Source organism: Embleya sp. NPDC055664 (assembly GCF_053618075.1).
The window spans coordinates 190,604-203,129 of record NZ_JBSHGZ010000005.1 but is presented as its reverse complement, the minus strand read 5'-3'; the positions used below and the strand labels follow the sequence as shown (position 1 = coordinate 203,129).

Annotated in this window: 12 protein-coding genes; 1 reads left to right on the top strand and 11 read right to left on the bottom strand. The window is 71.4% G+C overall.

Annotated features, from left to right (window positions below; translation table 11 throughout):
- Window positions 1-2: 2 nt before the first annotated feature.
- The 4 genes from ACWGR4_RS11100 to ACWGR4_RS11085 form a co-directional block, all read right to left on the bottom strand.
- Window positions 3-344, bottom strand: coding sequence for a histone-like nucleoid-structuring protein Lsr2 (locus ACWGR4_RS11100; protein ID WP_379999071.1), 342 nt, complete (start codon window positions 342-344; stop codon window positions 3-5).
- Window positions 345-577: 233 nt separating this feature from the next.
- Window positions 578-1,087: an amino-acid N-acetyltransferase gene (locus ACWGR4_RS11095; RefSeq protein ID WP_452131595.1), complete on the bottom strand. Its 510-nt coding sequence runs from the start codon at window positions 1,085-1,087 to the stop codon at window positions 578-580.
- 229 nt (window positions 1,088-1,316) lie between these two features.
- Window positions 1,317-2,219 carry a DUF11 domain-containing protein gene (locus tag ACWGR4_RS11090; protein WP_452131596.1) on the bottom strand — a complete coding sequence of 301 codons (903 nt, stop codon included), beginning with the start codon at window positions 2,217-2,219 and terminating at the stop codon, window positions 1,317-1,319.
- A gap of 177 nt (window positions 2,220-2,396) precedes the next feature.
- Window positions 2,397-2,753 carry a BlaI/MecI/CopY family transcriptional regulator gene (locus ACWGR4_RS11085; RefSeq protein WP_379999065.1) on the bottom strand — a complete coding sequence of 119 codons (357 nt, stop codon included), beginning with the start codon at window positions 2,751-2,753 and terminating at the stop codon, window positions 2,397-2,399.
- A 264-nt stretch (window positions 2,754-3,017) separates the two neighbouring features.
- Between ACWGR4_RS11085 and ACWGR4_RS11080 the strand changes: the two genes are divergently transcribed.
- Entirely contained in the window at window positions 3,018-3,878 is an 861-nt protein-coding gene (locus ACWGR4_RS11080) for a M23 family metallopeptidase (RefSeq protein WP_452131597.1), read from the top strand.
- Window positions 3,879-3,912: 34 nt separating this feature from the next.
- Here the strand turns inward: ACWGR4_RS11080 and ACWGR4_RS11075 are convergent, their stop codons facing one another.
- The 7 genes from ACWGR4_RS11075 to ACWGR4_RS11045 form a co-directional block, all read right to left on the bottom strand.
- A complete protein-coding gene (locus ACWGR4_RS11075) occupies window positions 3,913-4,545 on the bottom strand; it encodes a GDSL-type esterase/lipase family protein (RefSeq protein WP_379999061.1) in 633 nt (210 codons plus the stop codon).
- Window positions 4,546-4,647: 102 nt separating this feature from the next.
- Window positions 4,648-6,156, bottom strand: a complete 1,509-nt coding sequence (gene lysX / locus ACWGR4_RS11070) for a bifunctional lysylphosphatidylglycerol synthetase/lysine--tRNA ligase LysX (RefSeq protein WP_379999059.1) — start codon at window positions 6,154-6,156, stop codon at window positions 4,648-4,650.
- A 91-nt stretch (window positions 6,157-6,247) separates the two neighbouring features.
- Window positions 6,248-7,849: a hypothetical protein gene (locus ACWGR4_RS11065; RefSeq protein WP_452131598.1), complete on the bottom strand. Its 1,602-nt coding sequence runs from the start codon at window positions 7,847-7,849 to the stop codon at window positions 6,248-6,250.
- A 143-nt stretch (window positions 7,850-7,992) separates the two neighbouring features.
- A complete protein-coding gene (locus ACWGR4_RS11060; protein ID WP_452131599.1) occupies window positions 7,993-9,015 on the bottom strand; it encodes a hypothetical protein in 1,023 nt (340 codons plus the stop codon).
- A gap of 92 nt (window positions 9,016-9,107) precedes the next feature.
- The gene (locus ACWGR4_RS11055) at window positions 9,108-9,896 is read right to left on the bottom strand and encodes a type III pantothenate kinase (protein WP_380033046.1); all 789 of its coding nucleotides are present in this window, start codon (window positions 9,894-9,896) and stop codon (window positions 9,108-9,110) included.
- Window positions 9,897-10,000: 104 nt separating this feature from the next.
- The gene (gene nadC / locus ACWGR4_RS11050; protein WP_452131600.1) at window positions 10,001-10,891 is read right to left on the bottom strand and encodes a carboxylating nicotinate-nucleotide diphosphorylase; all 891 of its coding nucleotides are present in this window, start codon (window positions 10,889-10,891) and stop codon (window positions 10,001-10,003) included.
- Complete coding sequence (locus ACWGR4_RS11045) at window positions 10,888-12,516, bottom strand: L-aspartate oxidase (RefSeq protein ID WP_452131610.1); 1,629 nt, start codon at window positions 12,514-12,516, stop codon at window positions 10,888-10,890. The genes nadC and ACWGR4_RS11045 overlap by 4 nt, the downstream gene beginning before the upstream one ends.
- Window positions 12,517-12,526 lie beyond the last annotated feature (10 nt).

Sequence of the window (12,526 nt, the reverse complement as noted above, 5' to 3'; positions counted from 1 at the left end):
GATCAGGCGTGGGCCTTCTCGTAGGCGTCGCGGATGTTGCCCGGCACACGACCGCGCTCACTCACGTCGTAGCCGTTCTCCTTGGCCCAGGCGCGGATCTTGGCGGTGTCGCCCGAGGCGGCACCACCCTTGACCACCTGGCGAACGCCGCGGCGGGCGGCGACCCGGCCACCGGTCTTGCGGCCGGCGTCGACGTAGGTCGTCAGCGCCGCGCGAAGCTGCTCTGCGTGCGTGGCGCTCAGGTCGATCTCGTAGGAGACACCGTCGAGCGCGAACGTCACCGTCTCATCGGCCTTGCCGCCGTCGAGGTCGTCAACGAGAAGAATCTGGACCTTCTGTGCCACCAGGATTCCCTTTCATCGGGAGGGTTCACAACGAGCTCAAGAAAAGGAAACCGCTTTCTGCGGGAAAATACAAACCCACGGGCGCGGAACCCCGTCGAGTCGGCAATACGTTACCGGGTTTGTGGTCACGACTTCACCGCACACCACACCGCCGCGGGCAAGAAGCGTCAAGGGGTTCGCCGGCACCGGTCGCGCGATCTCCGCCACACTCGTCCGGTCTACGCGGATCGAGATCACTGCCAGAGATGGAGCAGCATCCGCGTGTTGCCAAGGGTGTTGGGTTTGACGCGTTCCAGATCCAGAAACTCGGCCACGCCCTCGTCGTACGAACGCATCAGTTCACTGTAGACATCGCCGTCGATCGGTGTCTCCTCGATCTCGACGAAGCCGTGCTTCGCGAAGAAGTCGACCTCGAAGGTCAAGCAGAATATCCGTCGAACACCCAGCCAACGCGCGGTCTCCAGAAGTTTGCTGAGCAAGAGGTGTCCCACGCCGCGTCCGGTACACGCCGGATCCACCGCGAGAGTGCGCACCTCGGCGAGGTCTTCCCACATCACGTGCAGGGCCCCGCAGGCGACCACCTCGCTGTTGTCGTCCCGCTCGGCGACCCAAAACTCCTGCACGTCTTCGAAGAGGGTGACCGTGGGTTTGTCGAGAAGGATGCGTAGCCCCACGTACCCATCCACAAGGCGCCGAATGGCCCGCACATCGGACGTTCTGGCACGTCGGATCGTCACTTCCATGGGCTGACGCTATCGCGATCACGATAGGCGTCGCCGCTCCGCCCGGTTTACCACCGATCCGCCCCGGTGGCGGTGGAAACACCCGGATGGACACGCGAAGGCCCGGGCGAGGTTTCCCACCGCCCGGGCCACACGTTCTTCATACATGCGGTGCCGAGATCCGGTGCCGAGATCCGAACCGTGCCCTTGTGGAGTGATCAGGCCGGATATGGACGGATTTCCCCGGCCATTACCGTGTCCGGGAATCGGCCACGCGTGTGCCCGCACAGGCCGCCTCGGCGTCGTCGGTACACGCGTTGCGGATCACCGGCTTGGCACCGGGCGCGCTGACGAAACTCGACCTCGCGATCATCTCGGATCCGGCCGCGCCTTCCGGCACGGTGAGCACGAGAATCAGCGAGACCTCGGCGCCGGGCTTGATCCCGCCGGTCTTCCACACTCCGGTGGCGCTGTCGAATTCACCCTGCGAGGGCTTGGATTCGACCGGTTTCACGCCCGCCGGCAACGCGTTGCGCACGATCGCCGACTTCGCCTCGGTGCCGCCGTCGTTTCGCACGGTCACCGTATGGGTGATCCGGTCGCCGGGCTTGGCCTGCGCCGGGTCGGCCACGCGGCGCAGTTCCAGCTTCGGCGGCGCGGCGACGTCGACGGGCTGCGACGGCGGCACGGCCGGCTTGGTCGGGAGGGTCGGCAGCGGCGGTTTGGTGGACTCCGGCGGCAGCGCGCCGGTCAACCGGCTCGTCAGGTCGGCGCGCGAGCCCTGGAGTTGTCGGCCGAGCGTCGCCCGCAGGCCGTCGAGCCGGGCCCGCAGGTCGGCCATGGCGTCGTCGAGGGCGGTTCGGTCGGTAGGGGTGGAATCGCGCGTGGAGGACCACCACGTCCAGCCGTACGAGCCCGGGTACGAATCTGCCGATCGGGTCCCGGTCGAACTCGTCGCACTCGTGTACCAGGTCCGGGAAAAATCGGTGGCGGAATTGCCGGCGTGGGCGGCCGCGGCCGGTTGCGGCCGGTATTGCGGCGCGGGGGTCGCGGTCGCCGTACCGACCGCGGCCAGGTTCGCGCCCACCGCGACGGTCGCCCCGACCGCGACCGCCGCGAGGGCACGTCCCGCTCGGGTTTTCGCTCGCATCATGTCGGCCCACTTTCCGTTCCACAGCTTCCGTTCCACCGCGCGGAAGTCCGCTTTTCTTACGTAGATCATTAATACGATTACGCAGAGTTGCTCCCCGAAGACGCTGCGGATTGCGCCGAACGAATTGACAAGGCCCCCGATCAGCCCAGGGAAGTGCCGAAGATCGCGCGAATCGGCTCACGGCAGCGCGACTCGCAGCGCGTCGCGCAACACTTCGATCTGCTCGGGCGTCATGCCCTCGACGAAGTGCACCAGGGCGCCGGCTCGACCACCGCCGGAGATCCAGTCGTCGCGCATCAACTCGGCGGTATGGGCGTCGCGCGAGTGCACCGCTTCATAGAGATAGGCCCGCCCGACCAACCGGCGGCGCAGCAGTCCCTTGCGGAACAGTTTGTCGAGCACGGTCATCACCGTCGTATAGGCGGGCTCCCGATCGGGCAGCAGTGCCTCCTGCACCTCGCGTACCGACGCGGGGCTGTTGCGCCGCCAGATCCGGAGCATCACCTGGGCTTCGAGTTCGCCTAGTCGATTCATGTCCCGCCCTTCGGGAAACCTCGTCGGGCCGTGAACTGCGTCACGCCTGCCGCGATGCCTCCTATGCGGCGTCGTAGGGGGATCTTCGTCCGAGTTTGCCCGGTTTCAAACGGGGACCGTCGGTTCGGCGGGATCGGGGCCTGGCGTGGGGTGCAGGTTTTGCTACTACGCGGTGGCGTAGTGTCCGCTCCGTTACGACTTGGTGGATATGCGGCGGATTGTTACCACTGGTGTCGGCCCCGTCGTCGACACCCCGAGGTATTCGTGCCGTACTCCCCCGCTTCCCCACCCACCGAAGTCCCCGCCACGCCCGTCGACCGCCGCGCCCGGTTGCGCGGCGCGCGTCCGGGTCGGGCGGTCGTCGTGGTCTCCGGCCTCGCGCTGCTGGCCGTGGCGGTCACCGTCGGTGTCCAGGGCACGGGGACGGACTCGACCGGGAAGCGGGCGGCCGGTGCGGCGAGCGCGGATCCGGAGACGGCGCGGCGGCTCGCCGATCGTGGCGCGGACGTCGCGGCCCGCTCCGAGGAGCGCTCGACGCTCGACGCGGCGGGGTCGGCGGAGGCGGCCCGCCAGGCCCGCGAGACGCGCGAGGCGGAGCAGGCGGCCGCCGAGGCGGAGCAGGCCCGGGAGGCCGAGGCGGAGCAGGCCCGGGAGGCCGAGCGCGCGGCGCAGGCCGAACAGGCCGAGCGGGAGGCCGCGGCGGCGCGGGCGGACGCGGAGCGGGCCGCCTCGGGGTGGGTCCTGCCGACCTCGGGCTACACGCTGACCGGCCGCTTCGGCAACAGCGGCGCACGCTGGGCACACACGCACACCGGCCTGGACTTCGCCGCTCCCTCGGGCACCCCGATCCGCGCCGCCGCGGCCGGGACCATAACCTCCGCCGGTCCGGCCGGCGCCTTCGGCAACCGCATCGTGCTCACCCACCCCGACGGCACCCGGACCTGGTACTGCCACCAGTCGCGGTTCGCCAAGACCTCCGGCTCGGTGGCCGCGGGCGAGGTGATCGGCTACGTGGGCACGACCGGCAACTCGACCGGCCCGCACCTGCACTTCGAGGTGCACCCCGACGGCGGCGCGGCCGTGGACCCGAACACGTGGCTGACCGGCCGGGGCGTCAAGCCCTGACCGGACGACGGGCGCGGCGGGTCGGCCGCCGCGCTCAGTGCCCCGGGGCCAGCGAGTCCAACCAGTCCCACCAGCCGCCGTCGGCGATCAGCGCGGCGAGTTTGGCGTAGCCCACGGCGTCGCAGTGCGCGCCGTCGCCGTACGCCTCGATGCCGGCCCACCACTGCGGGTCCTCGCGCAGCGCGCGCTGTATCGGCACGAACGGGATGCCCCGCGCGGCGCAGGTCTTGGCGTAGGCGTCCTCCAGCGCGAGCGCGGCCTCACCGTGGTCCCGCTCGCCGGGGACGGGCGGCGCGCCGACCACCAGGCAGGTCCAGCGGGCGCCGGTCGCGGTGTCCAGTATCGCGTCGAGATTGGCGACGCTGTCGGCGTGGGCGACCCGGCGGCGGCCGTTCTCGATCCGCACGTCGTTGACGCCGAACGCGAAGACCATGCCGGTGCCGTCGGCGTGCCGCATCCTCGGTACGGCCTCGCCGTACCAGCGCTCGGCGACGTCGGCCGAGGTCTCGTACCGCACGCCCAGGTTGTACGCGGTCACCTGCCGGCCCCGGCGACGGGACTCGGCCGCGAGGCGGCCGACCCATCCGCCGCCGGAGAGGTCGCCGACACCTTGTACGAACGAGTCGCCGGCGACGCAGATCCGGAGATCGGGGGCTGCTGCTTCCATGCGGCCGACCCTATGCGTACGAACGGGTGACGCGCCCGGAAATGCGACAGGAGCCCCCTCGGGGGCGACGAACCGTCACCGAGGGGGCTCCCGTCGAGTCGATCAGTCGGTGGTCGGCTTCACCAGCGGGAACAGGATCGTCTCGCGGATGCCGCGACCGGTGAAGGCCATGATCATCCGGTCGATGCCCATGCCCACGCCGCCGCTCGGCGGCATCGCGAACTCCAGCGCGCGCAGGAAGTCCTCGTCGATCCGCATGGCCTCGACGTCGCCGCCCGCGGCGAGCAGCGACTGCTCGGTGAGCCGCCGGCGCTGCTCGACCGGGTCGACCAACTCGGAGTAGCCGGTGCCCAGTTCCATGCCGAAGCCGATCAGGTCCCACTTCTCCGCGACGCCGGCGACACTGCGGTGCTGGCGGGTCAGCGGCGATGTCTCGATCGGGTAGTCGCGGACGAAGGTCGGCTCGATCAAGGTGTGCTCGACCAGCGCCTCGAAGATCTCCTGGACGAGCTTGCCCTGGCCCCAGGACTTGTCGTATTCGATCTCGCGGGCGTCGGCGAGCTTGCGCACGGCCTCGATCGGCGTCTCGGGGGTGACCTCCTCGCCGAGCGCCTCGGAGACCGAGCCGTAGACGGTGATCTCGCGCCAGTCGCCGGAGATGTCCACCTCGCGGTCGCCGTAGCGGAAGATCTGCGAGCCGAACACGTCCTGCGCGACGTGCTGGTAGACCTCGCGGGTGAGGGTGGCCACCGTGTTGTAGTCGCCGTACGCCTCGTACGCCTCGAGCATGGTGAACTCGGGGTTGTGGGTCGAGTCCGCGCCCTCGTTGCGGAAGTTGCGGTTGATCTCGAAGACCTTCTCGGCGCCGCCGACGACCAGGCGCTTGAGGTACAGCTCCGGCGCGATGCGCAGGTACAGGTCCATGTCGTACGCGTTGATGTGGGTCACGAACGGGCGCGCGGTGGCGCCGCCGTGCACCGGCTGCAGCATCGGCGTCTCGACCTCCAGGAAGTCCCTGGCGTCGAACCACTCGCGGATGGCGCGCACGATCCGGCTGCGGGTGCGCAGGATCGCCCGCGACTCGTCGTTGACGATCAAGTCGACGTAGCGCTGGCGGACCCGGGCCTCGGGGTCGGTCAGGCCCTTGTGCTTGTCCGGCAGCGGACGCAGGCACTTGGACGTGATCGCCCAGGAGTCGACCATGATCGACAACTCGCCGCGCCGGGAGGTGATCACTTGGCCCTCGACACCGACATGGTCGCCCAGGTCGACGTCGCTCTTCCAGGCGGCCAGCGACTCGGCGCCGACGCCGTCCAGCGAGACCATCACCTGGATGTCGCCGTCACCGTCGCGCAGCGTGGCGAAGCACAGCTTGCCGCCGGTGCGGTACAGCACGACCCGGCCGGTCACGCCGACCCGGCGCCCGGTCTCCACATCGGCTTCGAGACCGTCGAACTCCGCACGCAGCGCGCCCACCGTGGTGGTGCGGGGGAAGCCGACCGGGTACGGGTCGGTCCCCTCCGCCCGAAGCCGGTCGAGCTTGTCGCGGCGAACCCGCATCTGCTCGGGAAGGTCGTCGATCTGCGGCTGCGCTGCGCTCTGCTCGGTCACGGGACAAGGCTACCGACCCGCCGTCGGACCCTCGAACCGGTTTCCCCGGTCCGGGCGAGCCGCCCCGGCACCCCGACCGAAGGCCCGGCCGTCACTCGGCAGGCGGGCGGGGCGATCCCGCGGCGCCGGCGCGGGACGCCCGGTGGCGCCGGTACCCGACGAACCCGACGGCCGCGACCGCGAGAGCGGCCACGGCCCAGCGGGCGGCCAGTGCCGTGGTCGACAGGCCGCCGGAGGTGGTGGAGGTGGAGGTGGCACCGGTTTCGGGGACTGTCGGCGGAGGCGGGTCGGCCTCGTCACTCCGCATCGGCTCGGGTGTCCCAGTGGTCCGGGGAGTCCCGGGAGCCACGGGGAAGGCGATCCGCACGGAGTGATTGCCCGGCGTCGGACCCGCCCCCGCCGTGCTCACCCGCACGCTGCCGCCCGAGCCGGGTTCCGCCACTACCTGCATGCGGTAGTCGACACTCTCGCCGGCGGCCAGATCCGCGATCACCTGACACGTGTACGTGCGGAGACCCTGGCCCTGCGGTCGACAGAGCTTGCTGCCCGCCCCGATGTCCGGAGGCAGGTCCACGGCCAGGTCGAGGAGGTGCCCGTAGGCCCGACCCGGGCTCACGTTCCGCACTCGGACGGAAAAGTCAACGTAGGTCGCCGAAGAGCCCATGCCGGCGGGATGGGTGGACACGACGACGCCGTCGGACAGCACGAAGTCGGCCCGAGGCGAGCGAATGTCCATCCGCTCGTTCCACTTGGGGTGGTAGGGGTCGCTGAAGGGGCGGTATAGATCGCCGTCGACCCTGTCGACCTCGGTGAACACGAGCGCGGGTCCGTCGCCGGGACGGGGTCGACCGTGCCGAGCCAGCCAATCGTCGAGGTCTCGCCGCTCGAAGTTCTGCACCTCGACGGTGAAGTGCGAGAGCACGACGTCTTGCGCGACGCCGAGGCCGACGCGACTCGTCGGCCGATATGTGGTTTGGGCGCTGAAGGGTCCGGTGGCCACACACAGGGCCTCGGGTGGTTCCGCGCCGTCGGCGGACGAGTAGTAGCAGTTGCCGAACCGCTCGCGAAAGTCGACGCCCGGTCCCGTTCGCATGTGCACGACGAGGTCCCCGACGGCCTCGTCGTCCTGGTTGCGGAACATGGGTGCCGCGTCGACCGTCCCGTCGGCCTGCACCGGGACGGGATTCTTCAGCCCGTAGACGTTGGGCGGCGCAGTGTCCTTCGACACCGTGAACTCGGTCTTCGCGACGAGGACTCGCCCGTCGCCGGCCACGACCGTCAGACCGAATCGCTCCTCGGGAGCCCGCGGCCCGTTGCGGGTGCCGACGCGCATCGGCGGCAGTTCGCGATAGCCGTCGACCGTGCCGACGGGGCAGTCGAGGAGGCCCTCCTTCTCCCCGCCGCCGCATTCCGGCAGGCCCACGTGGTAGTCGGTCATGCGTGTCGTGTCGATCAGGATCCGCACGTCCTCGACGGCGCCGCCGGAGGAGGTCAGCCACAGGTCGAACCCGGAGGTCGGCGCCGCCTCGTTCACCACGACATCGTTGATCGTGATGTGGGAGGACACGAAACCGAGGGTCAGGGTCGGTCCGGCGGCGCGCGCCGGGGTCACCGCGGCACCGGCGCCGAGCAATACGAACGCGGCGACGATCACCACGAGGGCTCGCGCACGGGACGAACAGGTGTGGAGCACGACGATCCCCCAGGCTCGACCGGACGAGGTGAGCGTACGACCCCGCGGTCGACGAGGTCCTGTGACCACCCGGGTCGAGGCCACGTCGCCGAGGCGGCGGTGGGAAACGATCCCCCAAGGCCGACCCGACCACAGCACGGAATTCAGCCGGTGCCGGTCTGGAGGATTTCCGGGGTGGGGAGTTGACCGAGGATGCGGCCTTGGCGGCGATGGGGGATCACCTGGGAGAGGGTTTCCGTCGGCCGGACGTCGACGGCCGGCGGCGTTGTCGGTGCGTCTTCGCGAGTGGATTCCGGTGTGGGGGCTTCGCGTTCGAGAGTCGAGGCTTCGGGACCGTGGGCTTCGGGCTCGTGGGCTTCGGGACCGTGGGCTTCGGGTTCCCGGACCTCGGGGGCCCTGGTCTCGGGCTCGTGCGCCTCGGGTCCCGCGGCTTCCGGCTCGGGGTGCTCCGATCGGGTGGCCTCCGGGTCGGTGGGCTCGGTTGCCTCGGGCTCGACGACTTCCGGCTTCGGCGCTGCGGGTTCGACGGGCTCGGTCGCGGCGGGCTCGACGGCGGCCGGCTCGGGCGCGGCCGGTGCGTGCGCCTCGACCTCCGGCGTCGTGGGTTGCGCCGGCGCGGGGGGCGGGGTGGGTCGAGTGGTGCCGGCCGTCGGGCGCGACGGAGGCGGAGCGGCTGTCGCGCGGCCCGGGATGAGGATGTCGAGGGGGTCCGGGCGGGTGGCGCGGTCGGCTTCGGCGGCGGCTCGGCGGTGGGCGCGGGCGGTGAGGCGTTGTTCGAGGGCGGCCTCGGCCAAGTGCGTGCAGCGGCGCAACAGGGCCGCGCGGCTTGCCCGTTCGTGGGGGCCGCAGGGGAGGTCGACGACCGTGCGCAGCGCGGCCAGGTCCTCGGCCGACGGCACGTGCGCGATCTCGTCCACGGCGTTGCGCAGGCAGGTCAGGAACGTGGCCGCGCTCCCCGGCAACGCAGCGCGATAGCGGCGCAGTTCGGCCGACATGAAGACACGCAGCCGCTCCCGCTCGTCGTGCGCCTCGCTGATCGCCCGGCCCAGCAACCAGAAGTCGACCGAGTCGCGCCCGCCGCGCAGCGCGACGGTCAGCGCCCGACGCAGCACCCGCACCTCGTGCGCGCTGAAGGCCATCCCCTGGTCACCATGTGGCGTCGGCATACCACGCACTGTATGCGGCGAGCCGGACAATCCTGCTTATTTCATGCTTGTGTTTTTCCGACTTGGACGGCGAATCCGGGCCCGGCCCGCGCTCAGACCGCCGCGTTGCGCTCGTACACCATCCGCAGCCCGATCAGGGTCAACCACGGCTCGTGCACGTCGATCACCGACGCCTCGCCCAGGACCAGCGTGGCCAGCCCGCCGGTGGCCACCACCGTGACCGCGTCCGGGTCGTCCGGGGACAACTCGGCCGCCATGCGCTTGACCACACCGTCCACCTGGCCGGCGAAGCCGTACAGGATGCCGGCCTGCATCGCCTCGACCGTGCTCTTGCCGATCACGCTGCGCGGGCGCATCAGCTCGATCTTGCGCAACTGCGCGCCGCGGGCGCCCAGCGCGTCCACCGAGATCTCGATGCCGGGGGCGATCGCGCCGCCGACGTACTCGCCCTTGGTGCTGACCGCGTCGAACGTGGTCGCGGTGCCGAAGTCGACCACCACGCACGGGCCGCCGTACAGCTTGACGGCCGCGAGCGCGTTGATGATCCGGTCGGTGCCGACCTCCTTGGGGTTGTCCATCAGGACCGGCACGCCGGTCTTGACCCCGGGTTCGACCACGACCGTGGGGATGTCGCCGTAGTAGCGCCGCACCATGTCCCGCATCTCGTGCAGCACGGACGGCACGGTGGAGCAGATCGCGATGCCGTCGATGCCCTCGGCGCCGATCAGCGGGTGCTGGCCGAGCAGGCCCGCGAGGACGACCGCGAGTTCGTCGGCGGTCCGCCGGGCCTCGGTCGAGATGCGCCAGTGCTCGACGATCTCGTCACCGTCGAACAGGCCGAGCACGGTATGCGAGTTACCGACGTCGATGGTGAGCAACATCGTGGGCGTCCTTGGTGTTCTGGCTCGGGCCGTGGGGGACGGAGCGCGGCTTCGGGAGGGCGGGAGGAGCGGGGACGGTTGATCCGGTGAACGGTACCGGTCGCTCAGGCGCGCAGGTCCACACCGATGTCCAGGATCGGGGCGGAGTGGGTCAGCGCGCCGATCGAGAGGTAGTCCACACCGGTCTCGGCGACCTCCCGGGCGGTCCCCAGGGTGAGCCCGCCACTGGCCTCGAGTCGGGCCCGGCCCGCGACCAGGGCCACCGCCTCGCGCATCTGTCGGGTGCTCATGTTGTCCAGGAGGATCAGGTCGGCACCCGCCTCCAGGACCGGCGGGATCTGCTCGAGGTGGTCCACCTCGACCTCGACCGGAAGGTCCGGGAACGCCGCCCGCACGGCCTTGAACGCCTCCGCGACCCCGCCCGCGGCGACGACGTGGTTGTCCTTGACCATCGCCGCGTCGGACAGCGACATGCGGTGGTTGACCCCGCCGCCGCAGCGCACCGCGTACTTCTCCAACGCGCGCAGACCCGGCGTGGTCTTGCGGGTGTCCCGGATCGCGGCGCCGGTGCCGTGGACCGCGTCCACCCACGCGCGGGTGACGGTCGCCACCCCGGACAGCCGGGAGAGCAGGTTCAGCGCCACCCGCTCCGCGGTGAGCAGCGCGCGGGTGCCCGTCTCGGCGCCGAACAGCACCGTGCCGGGCGCCACCGCGTCGCCGTCCCAGACGTGCCGGGTGACCACCAGGTCGGCGCCGCAGACGAGTTCGAGGACCGCCTCGGCGACCGGCAGGCCCGCGACCACACCCGCGGCGCGGGCGGTGAAGTCGGCGTGCCCGCGCGCGGTTTCCGGGATGGTGGCCACCGAGGTGACATCCACGCCGCCGGCCAGGTCCTCCGCGACAGCGGCGGCCACGAGCGCGGCGACGGCGAGCGGGTCGAGCCCGGCCTCGGCCAGGCGCGCGGTGAGGTCGGCGGACAGCTGGTCGGTGCTCACTCGGTGGACTCCTTCGGTTCGTGGGCCTGATAGGCGACCCGCAGCTCGCCATCGCGCAGCGTCGTGACCAGATTGCCGCGCCATGCCGTGTCGTCGGGGTCGGGGTGGTCCTCGCGCCAGTGGCAGCCGCGCGTCTCCTCGCGCAGCCGCGCGGCACGAGTGAGCGCGCTCGCGACCAGGTGCAGGTTGGTGGTCTCCCACGTCGACGTGCACGGATCGTCGCCGGCGCGCGCCGCGAGGCCGGTCAGCGCGGCCTCGGTCGCGGCCATCCCGGCCTCGTTGCGCAACACCCCGGCGCCCGAGGTCATCGCGCGTTGCAGCGGCAGGCGCACCGCCTCGCCCAGCAGCCCCGCGGGTGCGCTCGGTGCGACCGGCTCGGCGAACGGCGGCAGTTCCCTGGCCAGGTCGGCGGCGATGCGCTCGGCGAAGACCAGGCCCTCCAGAAGCGAGTTGGAGGCGAGCCGGTTGGCGCCGTGCACGCCGGTGCAGGCCACCTCCCCGCAGGCGTACAACCCCGGCACGCTCGTGCGGCCGTGCAGGTCGGTGCGGACCCCTCCACTCGCGTGGTGCGCGGCGGGAGCGACCGGGATCGGCTCGGTCACCGGGTCGATCCCGTGCGCCAGGCACGCGGCCAGGATGGTCGGGAAGCGGTGCTTCCACATCTGCGCGCCGAAGTGCCGGCCGTCCAGGTACATGTGCTCGGCGCCGGTCTCGGCCATCCGACGCATGATGCCCTTGGCCACGACGTCGCGCGGGGCGAGTTCGCCGAGCGGGTGTCGGTCGGTCATGAACCGTACGCCCGCCGCGTCCACGAGGTACGCGCCCTCGCCGCGGACCGCTTCGGAGACCAGCGGCTGCTGTCCCTCGGCGTTCGGGCCCAACCACAAGACGGTCGGGTGGAATTGCACGAATTCCAGGTCGGTGACCTCCGCCCCGGCGCGCAGCGCGAGCGCGACCCCGTCACCGGTGGACACCGAGGGGTTGGTGGTGGACGAGAACACCTGGCCCATGCCGCCGGTGGCGAGCACGACGGCCCGACCCACCGCGGCGCCGACCCCGTCGCGCGCGCCCTCGTCCATCACGTGCAGCGTGACCCCGGCGGCCCGCCCGCTCTCGTCCTTCAACAGGTCGAGCACGAGCGCGTTCTCGATCACCTCGATGTCGGGCAGGGCGTGCACCGCGGCGACCAGCGCGCGCGATATCTCCGCCCCCGTCGCGTCGCCGCCCGCGTGCACGATGCGGTTGCGCAGGTGGCCGCCCTCGCGGGTGAGCAGCACGTCGCCGTCGGGGCCCCGGTCGAACTCGGCGCCGGTGTCGATCAGTCGGCGCACCGCGTCGGGGCCCTCGGTGACCAGCACCCGGACCGCGTCCTCCAGGCACAGCCCGGCGCCGGCCACGAGCGTGTCGCGCAGGTGCTGTTCGGGGCTGTCGCCCTCGTCGAGCGCGGCCGCGATCCCGCCCTGCGCCCAGCGGGTGGAGCCCTCGTCGAGCCGGCCCTTGGTCACCAACAACACCCGGCCGGCCCGCCGGGCCCGCAGCGCGACGGTCAGGCCGGCCACGCCGGAGCCGACCACGATGACATCGGCCCGTACGGTCCAGCCGGGATCGGGCGCGGCCAGGCGCATGGGTTGTGCG